Source organism: Streptomyces sp. NPDC058086, assembly GCF_042885015.1.
Lineage (GTDB): Bacteria > Actinomycetota > Actinomycetes > Streptomycetales > Streptomycetaceae > Streptomyces.
On sequence record NZ_JBHVST010000017.1, the window covers coordinates 147,104 to 161,880 of the forward strand.

General features: G+C 69.7%; 11 protein-coding genes and 3 pseudogenes. 10 read left to right on the forward strand and 4 right to left on the reverse strand.

The features are described from left to right. Window positions 1–67: 67 nt before the first annotated feature. On the reverse strand, window positions 68–2,986 hold the full coding sequence (locus ACFVWD_RS16490; protein ID WP_389596764.1) for a choice-of-anchor D domain-containing protein: 2,919 nt from the start codon (window positions 2,984–2,986) through the stop codon (window positions 68–70). Here ACFVWD_RS16490 and ACFVWD_RS16495 point away from each other — a divergent pair. Further along, complete coding sequence (locus ACFVWD_RS16495; protein ID WP_389596765.1) at window positions 2,976–3,113, forward strand: hypothetical protein; 138 nt, start codon at window positions 2,976–2,978, stop codon at window positions 3,111–3,113. The genes ACFVWD_RS16490 and ACFVWD_RS16495 overlap by 11 nt on opposite strands. On the opposite strand, the pseudogene ACFVWD_RS16500 reads toward ACFVWD_RS16495, so the two are convergent. Both ACFVWD_RS16500 and ACFVWD_RS16505 read right to left on the reverse strand, forming a co-directional pair. Then, window positions 3,083–3,569, reverse strand: a pseudogene (locus ACFVWD_RS16500) (coagulation factor 5/8 type domain-containing protein); the annotation flags it as partial. The gene ACFVWD_RS16495 and the pseudogene ACFVWD_RS16500 sit on opposite strands and share 31 nt — an antisense overlap. A gap of 386 nt (window positions 3,570–3,955) precedes the next feature. Continuing rightward, window positions 3,956–4,705: pseudogene (locus tag ACFVWD_RS16505) on the reverse strand (transposase); the annotation flags it as partial. Between the two features lie 82 nt (window positions 4,706–4,787). Between ACFVWD_RS16505 and ACFVWD_RS16510 the strand changes: the two are divergent. Further along, window positions 4,788–6,083, forward strand: coding sequence for a WXG100 family type VII secretion target (locus tag ACFVWD_RS16510; RefSeq protein WP_389596766.1), 1,296 nt, complete (start codon window positions 4,788–4,790; stop codon window positions 6,081–6,083). 16 nt (window positions 6,084–6,099) lie between these two features. After that, window positions 6,100–6,690 carry a hypothetical protein gene (locus ACFVWD_RS16515; protein ID WP_389596743.1) on the forward strand — a complete coding sequence of 197 codons (591 nt, stop codon included), beginning with the start codon at window positions 6,100–6,102 and terminating at the stop codon, window positions 6,688–6,690. A gap of 266 nt (window positions 6,691–6,956) precedes the next feature. On the opposite strand, the pseudogene ACFVWD_RS16520 reads toward ACFVWD_RS16515, so the two are convergent. Further along, window positions 6,957–7,406: pseudogene (locus ACFVWD_RS16520) on the reverse strand (transposase); the annotation flags it as partial. A 32-nt stretch (window positions 7,407–7,438) separates the two neighbouring features. Here ACFVWD_RS16520 and ACFVWD_RS16525 point away from each other — a divergent pair. The 7 genes from ACFVWD_RS16525 to ACFVWD_RS16555 all read left to right on the forward strand — a co-directional run bounded on the left by ACFVWD_RS16525 (window position 7,439) and on the right by ACFVWD_RS16555 (window position 14,601). After that, on the forward strand, window positions 7,439–8,497 hold the full coding sequence (locus ACFVWD_RS16525) for a lytic murein transglycosylase (protein ID WP_389596745.1): 1,059 nt from the start codon (window positions 7,439–7,441) through the stop codon (window positions 8,495–8,497). Window positions 8,498–8,551: 54 nt separating this feature from the next. After that, entirely contained in the window at window positions 8,552–9,592 is a 1,041-nt protein-coding gene (locus ACFVWD_RS16530) for a sigma-70 family RNA polymerase sigma factor (RefSeq protein WP_389596746.1), read from the forward strand. A gap of 179 nt (window positions 9,593–9,771) precedes the next feature. Beyond that, on the forward strand, window positions 9,772–10,716 hold the full coding sequence (locus ACFVWD_RS16535; protein WP_168508368.1) for an ABC transporter ATP-binding protein: 945 nt from the start codon (window positions 9,772–9,774) through the stop codon (window positions 10,714–10,716). Beyond that, window positions 10,713–11,483, forward strand: coding sequence for an MlaE family ABC transporter permease (locus ACFVWD_RS16540; protein ID WP_389596748.1), 771 nt, complete (start codon window positions 10,713–10,715; stop codon window positions 11,481–11,483). The genes ACFVWD_RS16535 and ACFVWD_RS16540 overlap by 4 nt, the downstream gene beginning before the upstream one ends. Before the next feature lie 3 nt (window positions 11,484–11,486). After that, window positions 11,487–12,290 (forward strand): ABC transporter permease, encoded by an 804-nt coding sequence (locus ACFVWD_RS16545; RefSeq protein ID WP_060899958.1) that lies wholly within the window; start codon window positions 11,487–11,489, stop codon window positions 12,288–12,290. Window positions 12,291–12,295: 5 nt separating this feature from the next. Then, entirely contained in the window at window positions 12,296–13,531 is a 1,236-nt protein-coding gene (locus ACFVWD_RS16550; RefSeq protein ID WP_389596750.1) for an MCE family protein, read from the forward strand. Then, window positions 13,528–14,601, forward strand: coding sequence for an MCE family protein (locus tag ACFVWD_RS16555; RefSeq protein WP_389596752.1), 1,074 nt, complete (start codon window positions 13,528–13,530; stop codon window positions 14,599–14,601). The genes ACFVWD_RS16550 and ACFVWD_RS16555 overlap by 4 nt, the downstream gene beginning before the upstream one ends. Window positions 14,602–14,777: the final 176 nt, after the last annotated feature.

Consider the following 14,777-nt stretch of genomic DNA (forward strand, 5'->3'; position numbering starts at 1 on the left):
CTCCTCTTCGGTGGTCGGTGCCGCCGGGCACGAACGCGCTCGCGCTCGACGGCACCCTCAGGCCGGATCAGGTGTTCCAAACCTGGAACTCCGAGATCTGACCGGCCGGCCAGCCGTTGTTCGCCGTGATGTTCACCCGGACGTATCGCTGGGTGGTCGCGGTGAACGTGATGGTGACCGTGTTGTTGGTGGCGGGGTCGAAGGTGTACGTGGCCGACGACTTGATGGTGGTGAAGGCGGCGCCGTCGGTGCTGCCCGACAGGGACAACGTCTGGTTACGGGCACCCCAGCCGGCCGGGAGCTGGAGGACGACCCGGCCGGCGCTCTGCGCGGAACCGAGATCCACCTGCACCCACTGCGGGAAGGCGTTGTTGGCGCTCTCCCAGTAGGTGCCCTGGTTGCCGTCCGTCACGTTCGACGACGGGTAGACGTCGGTGTGGCTGGACTCGGTGGTGGCCGCGCCTGCTGCCAGGTTCCTGCTCGCCGTGCCCGCCCCGGTGCCGGTCAGCGCGACCGTGGTCGTGCCGTTCGACGCGTTGCTGGCGATGCTGAGATCGCCGGTGCGGGTGCCGGACGCGGTGGGCCTGAACGTGACGTTGACCGTGCAGGAGGCGTTCGCCGCGATCGACGTCCCGCAGTTGTTGGTCTGCGAGAAGTCGCCCGTGACGGTGATGCCGGAGACGGTCGCGGCCGCGGTACCGGTGTTGGTCACCGTGACCGTCTGCGCACCGCTGGAGGTGTTGAGCGCCTGGGTGGGATACGTCAACGACGTCGGGCTGGCCGACAAGGTCGCCGGCGAGGAGCCGCCGTCGCTGGGGAACACCTCGAAGTCCGACAACTGGGCGGCGTTCCACCCTGTGTTGGCGGTGATGTTCACCCGCACGTATCTCGCCGTGGCGGCGCTGAACGTGATGGTCACCGTGTTGTTGTTGGCGTTCGGGTCGAAGGTGTACCCCGCCGAGGCCTTGATCGTCGAGAAGCTCGAACCGTCCGTGGATCCCTGCACGGACAGGGTCTGCGTACGAGCCGACCATGCCGTGGACGGCGGGAGCTTGAGCACGACCTTGCCTACGCCGTAGTTCTGGCCGAGGTCGACCTGGGCCCATTGCGGGAACGAACCGTTCGTGCCCTCCCAGTACGTCGACGCGTCCGTGTCGGTGAGGTTCGAGGCGACGTACGGGCTGTTGCTCGAACTCGTCGACGCCGGCCTCCCGGCGGCGATGTTGGTGGTGCTGTCGATGCCGCTGCCGGACAGGGCGACGACGGTGGGGCTGTTGTTGGCGTTGCTGGTGACGTTCAGGTTGCCCGTGCGCGATCCGCCCGTGGTGGGCTTGAACCCGACGGTCACCGTGCAGGACGCGCCGACCGCGAGGGTGGAGCAGTTGTTGGTCTGGCTGAAGTCACCGGTCGCCGTGACGCCCGAGACGGTCGCCGATGCGGTGCCCGAGTTGGTCACCTTCACCGTCTGCGCGGTGGCCGACGAGCCGACCACCGTATCGGCGAAGGACAGGCTCGCCGGGTCGGTGTTCAGCACCGGGCCCGGCGTGGTGCCGGTACCGGAGAGGCTGACCGTGTTGGTGATCCCGCCCGCGTCGACGGCCAGAGTGCCGTTACGGCTGCCGGTCGCCGTCGGCGCGAACCTCACGCTGACGGTGCACGAGCCGTTCGCCGCGATCGACGCGCCGCATGTGTTGGTCTGGGAGTAGTCGCCGCTGGTGGAGATCGACGAGACGGACGCGGCGGTGTCGGTCGGGTTGGAGACCGTCACGGTCTGTGCGGTGCTCGTCGAACCGGTCGCGACCGAACCGAAGTTGAGCGCGCCGGGGGTGGCCGTCACACCTTCGGACGGGTACGGCGGATACACCGGGGCCGGCCAACCGCCGCAGTACGGCGTGCCGCTGATGCCGGAGTTGCCGCCGCCGTCGGTGACGACGAAGTTGCCGCCCGAGCAGTTGTACACCGGGGACGAGTAACCGACGCCGGTCGCCGTGACGTTGGTGAACTTGGCGGCGCCGCCGGTCTGTTCCTGTAGGGCGAAGGTTCCGGTGCCGGCGATGGTCACGTTGTTGAGGTTGACGCCGCTGATGGTGCCCTCGACCCACTGGACCGCTTCGTACGGACTCTGCTGGATCAGCGCGTTGGTCACGTTGATGGGGCCGGTGATCGCGCCCTGGCTGCCGTCGAACCACAGGGCGCCCACGCCGAACTGCCAGTTGGGGTCCAGGCTGCCGGCCCGGATCATGGTGTTGTCGGAGATCGTGGTGGTGCCGACCGGCGTCGAGGTGAAGCGTTGCCCCACGTGGATGCCGCCGCCCTGGGCGAGGCCGGTGTCCACCACCCGGTTGCCGCTGACGGTGTTGTCGTGGCCGCCGTAGATCGCGATGGCGTTGGCGAGGATCTGCAGGGACACGGTGTTGTTGGAGATCGTGTCGTTGGCGTCGGCGCCGATACCGGAGTCCGCCCAGGTGGCGATGCCGTCGTCGCCGGTGTTGCGGATGTCGCTGTTGGTCACCTTCGAGTTGGTGACGGCGCCGTGGAAGTTGATGCCGTCGGCGGTGGTGTCACGGATGCGCATGCCGGTGAACGTCAGCCCGTCCATCGGCCCGTCCATCCAGGCGCCGACCTTCATGTGGTCGATCCACAGGCCGGCCACGGTCGAGTTGCTCATCGCGCCGCCGATGCCGTTGACCTGGGCACTGTCGTCGCGTTCCTGCACATTGCCGAAGATCGCGAAGTTCTGGAGATGCACGTTGGTGCTGGCCGAGGGCGCGGAGTTGCCGTAGAAGCCGGGTGCCGTGCCGGTGACGGTCGAGTACCACATGCCGGCACCGGCGATCGTGACGTTGTTGACACTGATGTGGCCGGGGATGTTGTAGGTGCCCGGCGGGATCCACACGGTGCCGCCGGAACCGGCCGCGCTGATCGCGGCGTTGAACGCGCTGGTCGCGTCGCTCACACCGGTGGAGTCGGCGCCCTTGCTGGTCACCGACACCGACCCCGAGGGTGCGGTCAGGGCGGCGCCGACCTGCTCGAAGTCGGCGAAGTCGATCGTGTACGAGGAGGCGGTGTCCCCCGAATCGACCTGCAGCTTGAAGGTCGTTCCCGCCGGATAGGTGGTGGAGAACAGGCGGTGGGCCTCGTCGAAGAAGTGGTGCGTTACTGCCCGGCGAGTTGGTGAAGGGGTAGCTGCCGTAGTACCAGCTGTAGGCGTTGGTCAGGGTGAAGTCGGGCTGCTTGACGCCGTTGATGTACAGGGACAGCGCGGCGGTGTAGACCGAGCCGCCCGAGGTGTCGGGGATGCTGTACCGGAAGTTGATCGAATTGGTCGCCACCGGCGTGGTGAACGTGACGTACTCGCCGGTGCCCTGCAGCGTCGTCGCCTTGCGGTACGACGCCTCGTCGGCCAACTGACCCTGGGTGTAACTCGGGCCGATGGACGTGCCGTTGGTGACGGAGTTCTCCGCCTGCACCTCGACGTACGGCAGGTTCGCGCCGCTGCCGCCAGTGGCAGCGGTCGCCGCCCAGGCAGGTTGGACAGCCAGAGCGAAGACGCCGACGGCAGCCACCATCGCGGTGCTCACCGCCCAGACGAGGACTCGTCTCAGATCTCGGATGGAATGGAACACTTGCCACTCCTTTCATCACGAAATGCCGGAACTGTGCCGCTGACACCGCCAGAGAGGGAGGGACGGGGCTCAAGGGGAGCCGGGAGACAGGGGGGAGGCAGGGGGTGCTGACGACGCGAGGGGGACCGTAATATCGTCGACATGGACACGCAAGAAGTAGACAGAACATTGCAACAATGAAAATCTAGCCTGCAAGATCTAATGTGAAGCCTTGAGGCCGCATCCAGCACCGGGCCGCGCACATGGCGGTGCCGCCGGACGGGGGGGTCCGGCGGCACCGTGGGGAGGTGTAAGGCCCCAAATTTCACTGCACAGTCTCAGCTTGGCGTTTATGCAGCTCTGCTGCCTGTGATGGCTGCCGCGAGGTTTGGTTTGTCCTGTTTCCCGACGGGGTGCTCGCGTGCACGGTGCTTGTTCTTCACGCCGGTTGGCCGGCCGGGGCCTGCGGTGCTGGGTTTCGGTGCGCTGGCCGGCTGAGGGGTTTTCCCGTGGAGGCGGCGAAATCCTCGACGGACGCGTGCGGGTGTGAGGCGCCCTTGGCGTGCGGGCCGTTCCCAGGGTTTGCGGAGGTCTTCTGCGAGGGGCCGGGCAAGGCGGAGTTGGGCGTGTGAGGCAATGACGAGCCAGGTCCAGCGGTCGGCGGCGGCCGGCTCGCGGAGTCTGGGAGCGGTCCACCCCAACGTCTGCTTGAACATCCTGAATGTGCGCTCAAGATCGAATCTGCGCAGGAATGCCTGCCAGAGCCGGTCCACATCCCCAGCAGTAGCGGCGATGGCTGACCACCACAGCCAGACCGGCTTGGGGCTGCGGTCTCCACGGAGGTGGTCGACCTGAAGACGGATGACGGTGCCTTCGATGACCGGCGGCTCTCCTTCGGGGTGGTCGGCCCAGGCCGAGCGCCTGACCAGCAGCGGGTGCAGGCGGTCCCAGGCAGTCGCGACGGCCTTCCCGTAGTGGGTGGTGTCGGTCACCGTGGTGACGGACGGGACCGGCTGAGTGGCGGCAACCTCGAACGCGAACTCCGCCCCGCGCTTGGGCTTGCGCCCGCGTTTGCCCGCCGGCTGCGGCGCGGGGCACCGCCACCCACGGCTGCGCGTCGCCGAGCGCGGCGACCAGGCTTTTCGAAGACCTGATGGGATAGCGAGACGGGGGGCACAAGCTGTGACGGATTCCTGGGTGGGCGGCGACATCGACGGTCTGGCCGCCATGGGCACCGCCCTCACCGGTGCTAAGGAGCACCTGGACGACATCGTCAAACCGCTCAGCGAGGGAGTCGACAAGCTCGTCAAGGACGCGGGCTGGAAGGGCGAGGCCGCGGAGAAGTTCGAGGCCGCCTGGACCAAGGACGCGATCACCGCCGGCGGCTTCGCGGAACTGGTGTATGCGGTGGGCAAGGAGCTCACCGACCTGTCCACCAACCTGTCCTCGGCCAACACGGCACTGCAGAACGCCGCCTATGTCGCCCAGAAGAAGGGCGTGTCCATGGGGCCAAAGGGGGAGCCCATCCCCCTCGCGACGAACAACCCGCCCTCCGAGAAGGAGGAGCAGGCAACAAAGGACAACAACGACTACACCACCCTCTACACGGAGCTGATGCACCAGGCCCAGCGTGCCCGGCTCCTCGCCGCCAATCACATCGGCCAGCTCTACGCCGAGATCGACCTCAGCGAGCCGATGCAGAAGGGCGACAAGATCGTGGTCGCCGACTACCTGCGCGGCCTGTGGACCGCTGGGGCGGAGGGCGACCGGGCGCTCGGCCTGGACATGGCCGACGACATCAAGCACGCCCAGGAGGAGCACGACAAGGCGCTGTCCGCGCTGAAGGACGAGGAGGCCAAGTTCCGGACGGCGGACGCGAACCTCCCCAAGGCGTTCAAGCTGCGCGGGGAGTGGCAGGCCGCCGCCGACCAACTCGACAGCCTGGAAGGGCGGCTGGCCGGGCTGGAGAACGGCAGCTCCCATGTGCCGTACGACCGGTACCTCAACTACAAGATGGCGGACGTCCTGCGCGGCAGTGAACTCGCCGAGGGCGCTCCCGGGTTCCTCAAGGAGATCCCGGTCATCGACGTCGCGGCCACGGTGGCCGTCGGCGGTCTGGAGGCCAAGCAGGACCACGACGAGGGCTGGTCCTGGGGCCACTCGGTGCTCGTCGACGTGGGCGGCGGCCTGGTGGCCCTGGGTGCCGGTGTCGGTCTCGCGGCCTCGATCCCGGTGGACGGGGTGGTCGCCACGGCCGCGGTCGGCGGCGCGGTCGTCGTCGGCGTGGGAACCTTCGCCGACAAGCTGCTCCACGAGCACTGGAGCGAGGACTGGGACGACCACGGCGCGGTCGTGGGCACGCTGTACGGCATCGGCCACTCCGGGGCCCAGGCGTGGCACGCGGGCGAAGGTACGGTGACCGGCACCGGCCACTGGATCGGCGACAAGTCCAAGGCGCTGTGGCACAAGATCTTCTGATGTTGGTGGGGACGACATGAAAAGTACGGCGGACGGCGTCCCCGGGGAGCAGGTGGAGCCGGCGACGATTCCGCGCCTGGGCACCACCTGGTTCGACCGGGGCGCCGGGTACTGGCTGCGCCGGATCGCACATGGCTGCTTCCAGCTCGCCCTGCTGCTGTTCGCCGGGCTCGTCGTGACCGCCTTCTACGCGGGGTTCTGGGAAGCGGTGGGGGTGCCCCGCTCCGCACGTACCGCGGTGTACGCGGTGACGGCGGTCGCCTGCCTGCTCAGCCTCGTCGCGGCTTTCGTGCGCACCCGGCGCGCACCGGTGGAGATCCCCACCCCCGAACAGGCATGGCGGGAGCACCGTTCCCGGCAGCGCAGGAACGCCGCCTCGGCCGCCGGCGGCCGCTGGACGCTGCTGCTCCTCGCGCCCGTCCTGCCCGCCACCGTCGCCTGGGCGATCGGCACCTGGGCCGCCCCGACGCTCGCGCGCCGCACCGCCGCCGAGATCGGCGCCCGCGAGGACTACGAGCGCCGGGTTCGCGAGCAGGAGGAGCGGGCCGAGGCCGCCCGACCGCTCCCGCCCCGCAACCGGGCCGAGCGCCGCCTCGGACGCCGCTGAGCGCGAACCGGGCCGGTTGCCCAACCCGTCAGCGTCGCCGCCCAGTTGACCGGCTCGCGCAGCCCGGCGTACGCCGAACCCTCCGCACCCGGCGGCCCTCTGCCGTAGTCCGGCCGGGCGACGACCGGGAGCGGGGCTGAGGTTCTGGCATCTAGTAGGGCTTGGTCAGGTTCGTATCGGTGTGGGTATGTTGCGGTGGCAGGTGGAGCAGGCACCGGTCCAGAGGGCGAGGAGTGTCTGTAGCTCGCGGACGACTTGGGAGAGGCTCAGGCCGGCGCTGGGTCTTTTGGGGCCCGGGCCAGTCGTTGCAGGGTGCAGAAGGCGTGTGCGACGGAGACGAGGGTGACGTGGTGGTGCCAGCCGCCCCAGGTCCGGCCCTCGAAGTGGGCAAGTCCCAGGGCCTGCTTCATCTCCCGGTAGTCGTGCTCGATGCGCCAGCGGAGTTTGGCGAGCCGGACCAGCGTGGTCAGAGGCATGCCGGAGGGCAGGTCGGACAGCCAGAACTGCACAGGTTCGCTCTCACCGACGGGCCATTCGGCCAGCAGCCGGCACACGGGTAGTTCCGGGCCGTCGACGTTCTGGCGGACCTCGCGTCCGGCAGGCCGGATGCGCAAGGCCACGAAGCGGGAGTACATCCGCTTGCGGCCGTGCGGACCCCGTTCCCCGAAATCGCCCCACTCCGTGCGACGGACACGCCGCCCTGCCCCGTAGAGCAGACGACATCAGCTCACAGGGACGGGAGCGCGACGTGGCAGGGCACAGAGTCAGAGGCGCCAGGGGTACGGCGATCGCGGCGGCGGCCATGGCGGCGCTGACCGCGTCACAGGCGCCGGGGGCGGTCCCGGCACGGGCATCCGTACCCCCGCGGCAGGCGCCCGCCGAGCAGGGCCCGACCGTGTCGGGCGACACCCGGTACCGCACCGACCTCCCGCTGCTGCGGACCCGGGAAGGCAAGGGCGAGGCGTCGGTGGCGGGCGCCGGGCTGCCGGCGAGCGTGTTCGCCGCCTACCGGCACGCCGAGGCGGAACTCGCGCGCGCCGCGCCCGGCTGCCGGCTGCGGTGGCAGTTGCTGGCCGCGATCGGCCAGGTGGAGTCCGGACAGGCGCGCGGCGGACGGGTGACGGCGGACGGTACGACCGTGGCGCCCATCCTCGGGCCGCGGCTGGACGGCGGCGCCTTCGCCGTCGTGCGGGACACCGACAGCGGCACGTACGACGGGGACGCGGCCTACGACCGGGCGGTCGGACCGATGCAGTTCATCCCGTCGACCTGGGCCCGCTGGGGCACGGACGGCAACGGCGACGGGCGGGCCGACCCGGACAACGTCTTCGACGCGGCGCTCGCCGCCGGGCGCTACCTGTGTGCGGGCGGACGAGACCTCTCCGACCCGGCCGAGCTGGACCGGGCGGTCCTCGGCTACAACCACTCGGAGGCGTATCTGCGCACGGTCAGGGCCTGGTACGCGTACTTCCTGGAAGGGTACCGGGTGGTGCCGGACAGCTCCGCGAAGTCCTCGGCGCACCCGAAGCCGTCGAGGCCGCCGTCCACGCCGAAACCCTCGCCGACACCGTCCGCCCGTCCGAGCGCCGTCCCCTCCCCGACACCGTCCGCACGTCCCTCGCCGACCCCCGGCACGTCCCGTCCGGCGGGCGGGGCCACTCCGACGGAGAAGCCCCAACTCCCCCCGCCCGGTGCGGACATCGAACTGCCCGGCGACGACCTGCTGCCCAGCGGCGGTCCGCTGACCAGTAACAGCGGGGACTCGATGACCTCCGCCCCCTCCACAACCGCGGCTACCGGGCGGTAATGTCACCACCCGCCGGACGGCACAGGACCGGCGGGTGAGCGCAAAGGGGCCCTCATGGCGACGGACATGCCGGACATGCCTGCGGAGATACAGGCGGCCCACGACCGTTGGCAGCGCATGTGGAGCCACCGCGAGCAACTGCTCAAGGTGGCCCGGCGCAGGTCGATGAGCCCGGAGGACGCCGAGGACGCGGTGCACGAGGCCATGCTGCGCGCCGCGGAGCGCCCCGACCTGGACGACGAGCGCCTCGGCGGCTGGCTGACGACCGTGACCATGCGGCTGTGCGTCGATCGGTATCGCCAGGTCAACCGTGAGGCCGAGGTACACCGCAGCCCCACGCTCGCCGCGCCGGGTCCGGTGCCCGTCGAGGAGGCGGTGTGCGACCGGGCCGAGGCCAGGTGGCTCGCCGTGCGCAGCGGGGAGCTGCCCGCGCGCCAGGCCGAGGCACTCCGGCTGAAGTCCGAGGGCCTCGACGTCGGCCAGGTCGCCGTGCGCATGGGGCTGAGCTATCGCACCGTCGAGTCGCTGCTCGCCCGGGCCCGGCGCACGCTGCGCAACTCGCTGGCCGGAACGCTGGGCCTCGCCCTGTTCCTGTGGGGGCGCGGCAAGCTACGCGCGGGCGGACACGCGCAGGCCGTGGCGGTGACCTCGACGGCCGCGACCCTGGTGGTGGCGGGGTTCGTGTTGCCGTACGTCCACGACGGGGACAGGCAGGGCACGGTTCCCCGACCCTCCGTGTCCCGCATGGCCCAGGCGACCACGCAGACCGTCCGGCCCGACGGCGTCGGCCGGGTGGCCGCCCCGAACGCCCGTGATCTGTCGGCCGCCTCGGCGTCCCACGCGGCGACACCGACGGTGCCGCCCGGCGATAACGACCGGTCGTTGCTGCCTCTGTCGGTGCCACCGCTGCCGGACGCCTCGCTGTCACCAGTGCCGTCCGTCCCCGACGTCCCCGGCGTGTCCGACCTGCCGAGCGTGCCCGGCCTCCCCGATCTGCCGGCCACGTCCACGGTCCCGACGACGCCTCCGGCCCTCCCGAAGGCTCCCGCCACGTCCGCCCCGGCCGTCGTACCGACCCCGACCGCGCTGCCGTAGAACCGCCGGAAAAACCGGAAAAAGGACTGCCGTAGAACCAGCGGGAAAAGCGCGGCCGTCGAGCCGCCGGAAACCTGGCCGCAAGATCCCCGAAAAAAACCGCCTCCGTCGCGACGGACGCCCGGCCCCTCCCCGTAGAGCAGATGTCGGAGCTGCTCCACGGCCGAAGGGTGAACCGGATGGGTGTCGAGATCTGTGTGGAAGGGCTGACCAAGTCCTTCGGTCACCAGGTCATCTGGCAGGACGTCTCGCTGACGCTGCCCGCCGGGGAGGTCTCGGTCATGCTCGGCCCCTCGGGTACGGGCAAGTCGGTGTTCCTCAAGACGCTCGTCGGACTGCTGAAGCCGGACCGGGGTTCCGTGAAGGTCGCGGGCCGGGACGTCACCAAGCTGCGCGAGCACGAGCTGTACGAGGTACGGAAGCTGTTCGGGGTGTTGTTCCAGGACGGCGCGCTGTTCGGCTCGATGAGCCTGTACGACAACATCGCTTTCCCGCTGCGCGAGCACACCCGCAAGTCCGAGAGCCAGATCCGGCGCATCGTGCTGGAGAAGATGGACATGGTCGGGCTGATCGGTTCGGAGGGGAAGCTGCCCGGCGAGATCTCCGGCGGCATGCGAAAGCGAGCCGGTCTCGCCCGAGCCCTGGTCCTCGACCCCGAGGTCATCCTCTTCGACGAACCCGACTCCGGCCTCGACCCCGTACGCGTCGCCTATCTCAACCAGCTGATCGTCGACCTCAACGCGCAGATCAACGCGACGTTCCTGATCGTCACGCACGACATCGCCTCGGCCCGCCAGGTGCCGGACAACATCGGGCTGTTGTTCCGCCGTGAGCTGGTCATGTTCGGGCCCCGTGAGGAGCTGCTGACCAGCGACGAGCCCGTCGTACGGCAGTTTCTGAACGGCCGGATGCAGGGGCCGATCGGGATGGCGGAGGAGAAGGACGCCGCGCAGGTCGAGCAGGAGCTGGCGCGGCTCGGCGACGCGGACCGGAAACCCCGCCACGTCGGCAACGACATGACGCCGCGCCTGATGCCGGGCCCCGGCATCGCCCGTCCGCCCCGCTGGGAGGCGATCGCGAGACGCGAGGCCGAGCTGCACCGGAAGGCGGTGACCGGCGCATGAGGCTCTCACCCATCGGGGCGCTGAGGCACTCGGGGAACCTCTTCGCGATGGCGCTGGACGTCGTCCGGACCATCCCCCGACGACCGTTCCAGGCGCGGGAGTTCATCCAGCAGGCCTGGTTCGTCGCGAGCGTCACCATCCTGCCGACGGCCCTGGTGTCCATCCCCTTCGGCGCGGTCATCGCGCTGCAGATCGGCAGCCTGACCCGGCAGCTCGGCGCCCAGTCCTTCTCCGGGGCCGCCTCGGTCCTCGCGGTGCTGCGGGAGGCCTCGCCGATCGTCACCGCGCTGCTGATCGCGGGCGCCGGCGGCACGGCGATCTGCGCGGATCTCGGGGCGCGGAAGATCCGCGAGGAGATCGACGCGATGCAGGTGCTGGGCATCGACCCCATCCACCGGCTGGTCGTCCCGCGGGTCCTGGCGTCGATGGTGGTGGCAGTGCTGCTCAACGGCCTGGTGTCGGTGGTGGGCGTCGCGGGCGGCTACTTCTTCAACGTCGTCCTGCAGAACGGCACGCCGGGCGCGTATCTCGCTTCCTTCACCACGCTCGCCCAGCTCTCCGACCTGTGGGCGGCGGAGATCAAGGCGCTGGTGTTCGGCGCGATCGCCGCGATCGTCGCCTCGTACAAGGGACTCAATGCGAAGGGCGGCCCGAAGGGCGTGGGCGACGCGGTGAACCAGTCGGTGGTGATCACCTTCATGTTGCTGTTCGTGACGAACTTCGTGATGACCGCCGTGTACTTCCAAGTCGTTCCGCAGAGGGGCTGAGTCATGGCGCTGCTGAATCGTCTGGAGGAACTGGGCAGCCAGCTGTCCTTCTACGGCCGCTCGTTGGCGTGGACGGGCCGCACCGTACGCCGCTACAAGAAGGAGATCCTGCGGCTGCTCGCCGAGGTGAGCTTCGGACGCGGCGCCCTCGCCGTCGTGGGCGGCACGGTCGGCGTCATCGCCTTCCTGTCGTTCTTCACCGGCACGGAGGTGGGCCTCCAGGGCTATGCCGCGCTCAACCAGCTCGGCACCTCGAACTTCGTGGCGTTCCTCTCGGCGTACTTCAACACCCGGGAGATCGCGCCACTGGTGGCGGGGCTCGCGCTGTCCGCGACGGTGGGCGCCGGGTTCACGGCGCAGCTGGGCGCGATGCGGATCAGCGAGGAGACGGACGCCCTCGAAGTCATGGGCGTGCCCTCGCTGCCGTTCCTGGTGACCACCCGGATGATCGCCGGTTTTGTCGCGGTGATCCCGCTGTACGTGGTCGGGCTGCTGTCCTCGTACTTTGCCGCCCGCACCATCACCACCGGCTACTACGGGCAGTCGGCGGGCACCTACGACCACTACTTCCAGCAGTACCTGCCGCCGGTCGACGTGCTGTGGTCCTTCGGGAAGGTGCTCGTCTTCGCCGTCCTGATCATCCTGGTGCACTGCTTCTACGGCTACTACGCGAGCGGCGGACCGGCGGGCGTCGGCGTCGCCGTGGGCCGCGCCGTACGCACCTCGATCGTCGCGATCAACGTCCTGGACTTCTTCCTGTCGCTCGCGATCTGGGGCGCCAGCACGACCGTACGGATTGCGGGGTGAGCCGTATGAGAGTGCTGAGACTGCGGTTGTACGGCGTCGTGTTCCTCGCCGTACTCGCGCTGCTGCTGTCCCTGTCCGTCGCCGTGTACCAACAGGTGTTCACCCCGGCCGTACGGATCGAGCTGGAGGCCGACAGCATCGGCAACCAGCTCGATCCCCGCGCCGACGTCAAGCTGCGCGGGCTGCTGGTCGGCGAGGTGCGCGCGGTGCATGCCGACGGGACGAAGGCGACGCTCGACATCGCGCTCAAGCCGGAGTACGTCGCGTCCATCCCGTCCGACGTGCACGCACGCCTGCTGCCCAAGACCCTGTTCGGTGAGAAGTACGTCGACCTGGTCGCGCCCGCGCGCTCCTCGGCCAGGCCCATCCGCGCGGGGGACGTCATCACCCAGGACCGCACCCGCGTCGGCATCGAGCTCCAGCAGCTGATGAACGACCTGCTGCCGCTGCTGCGGACCGTGCAGCCGGGCAAGCTCAACGCCACGCTCTCCGCGTTCGCCACCGCCCTCGAGGGGCGCGGCGACCGGATCGGCGACAACCTCACGCGCGTGGAGGACTATCTGCACCGGCTCAATCCTCACCTGCCTTCCCTCACCGAGGACTTCGCCCGATTGGCCGATGTCGCCGAGGTGTACGGCGACGCGGCCCCCGACCTGATGGAGATCCTGCGCAACACCGTCACCACCAGCCGCACCCTGGTCGAGCAGCGGGACCGGCTCGCGTCCGCGCTCACCACGACGGCCACTGCCGCGGGCACCGCGGACGACTTCCTCGACGCGAACGGCGACCGGCTGATCACCCTGGGCCGGGTCTCCCGCCCCACGCTCGACCTCTTCGCCCGCTACTCGCCCGAGTACCCCTGCCTCTTTGCCGGCCTGGTGCGCGAGGAGCAGGCATCCGAGCAGGCTTTCCAGGGCGGCAAGATGCACATCACGCTCGAAGTCGTCCGCCAGCAGGGGGCGTACGAACCCGGCGAGTATCCGCGCTACGACGATCGGTCGGGACCCAACTGCCGCGACCTGCCCCATCCGCCGGTGCCCGCGCCCGGGGTCCACCTCAACGACGGTTCGGCGGGGGGCAGTTCGTCCGGCCCGGGCGGCGTCTCCGCCACCCGGACCGAGCAGCGCGCAGTCGGCTCGCTCGTCGCGCCCGTCATGGGCGTGCCCGTCGACGAGGTACCGCCGGTCGCGACGCTGTTGTTCGGACCGCTGGCGCGCGGGACGGCGGTGAGCGTCGCATGAGGATCACGAGGACCGCGAAGACCGCGAAGACCACGAGGACGTCAGGAGCCCGGCAGGCCGCCGCCCCGCTGATCAAGTTCAGCCTCTTCGCCCTGGTGACGATCCTGGCTACGGCCCTGCTCGCCGCCACCATCGTCAACATCTCCTTCACCCCCGAGCACACGTACCGCGCGGTGTTCAGCGACGTGACGGGCCTGGAGAAGGGCGACGACATCCGGGTGGCCGGGGTGCGGGTCGGCCAGGTCGAGGGCATCCGGATCAAGGACCGGACGCTGGCGGAGGTCGCCTTCACTGTCGGTGAGGACCGGCCGCTGCTGAACAGCACCGGCGCGGTCATCCGCTACCGGAACCTGGTCGGACAGCGTTACGTCGCCCTGACCGAGGGCGCGGGAGACGGCACCCGGCTGAAGCCCGGCGCCACGATCCCGCTGTCGCGCACCCAGCCCGCGCTGGACCTCAACGCGCTGCTGAACGGCTTCAAGCCGCTGTTCGCGGCGCTGAGCCCGCAGGACGTCAACCAGCTCGCCACCGAGATCATCCGGACGCTCCAGGGCGAGGGCGGCACCGTCAACAGCCTGCTCGCGCACACGGCTTCGCTCACCACGACGCTGGCCGGCCGCGACAAGCTGATCGGCTCGGTGATCGACAACCTGAACACCGTGCTGGAGACGCTGGACAAGCGCGGCGCCCGTTTCTCCGGGCTGCTCAAGCAGCTGCGTCGGGTGATCTCGGGGCTGTCCGCCGACCGCAAGCCCATCGGGCAGTCCCTGGTGGGCATCGGCGATCTGACGGACGCCACCTCGGGGCTGCTCAAGGACGCGCGTCCGCCCCTGAAGGACGACATCGCCGAGCTGACCGATCTCACCGGAACGCTGAACAAGAACGAGAACACCGTGGAGGGCGTGCTGAAGCGGCTGCCGAACAAGCTGGGCGAGCTGACGGGGACGGCGTCCTACGGCTCGTGGTTCAACTTCTACCTCTGCGACTTCGACGGCCGGATCGTGCTGCCGAAGACGAAGCAGGTGCTCACTCCCGAGCTGCACGTGGCGAGGGCGAGGTGCGGCGCATGACGAAGCACTTCCTTCCGCGCAGGACCCGTAAGCGCCGCCCGGAGCCGCTGGTCAAGGTCCGCATCGACCCGCCGAAGCTCCCGAAGATACGGCTGCTTCCGCACCGGGCACCCCGCCCCCGCCGCCCGGAACCCCTGGTCAAATTACGCAAAAACCCCCCCAAGATACCCAAATAA

Coding starts and splice junctions, on each gene's coding strand:
- ACFVWD_RS16515 (WP_389596743.1), top strand. CDS start 6,100: ATGAAAAGTACGGCGGACGGCGTCCCCGGGGAGCAGGTGGAGCCGGCG.
- ACFVWD_RS16530 (WP_389596746.1), top strand. CDS start 8,552: ATGGCGACGGACATGCCGGACATGCCTGCGGAGATACAGGCGGCCCAC.
- ACFVWD_RS16535 (WP_168508368.1), top strand. CDS start 9,772: ATGGGTGTCGAGATCTGTGTGGAAGGGCTGACCAAGTCCTTCGGTCAC.
- ACFVWD_RS16540 (WP_389596748.1), top strand. CDS start 10,713: ATGAGGCTCTCACCCATCGGGGCGCTGAGGCACTCGGGGAACCTCTTC.
- ACFVWD_RS16545 (WP_060899958.1), top strand. CDS start 11,487: ATGGCGCTGCTGAATCGTCTGGAGGAACTGGGCAGCCAGCTGTCCTTC.
- ACFVWD_RS16550 (WP_389596750.1), top strand. CDS start 12,296: ATGAGAGTGCTGAGACTGCGGTTGTACGGCGTCGTGTTCCTCGCCGTA.
- ACFVWD_RS16555 (WP_389596752.1), top strand. CDS start 13,528: ATGAGGATCACGAGGACCGCGAAGACCGCGAAGACCACGAGGACGTCA.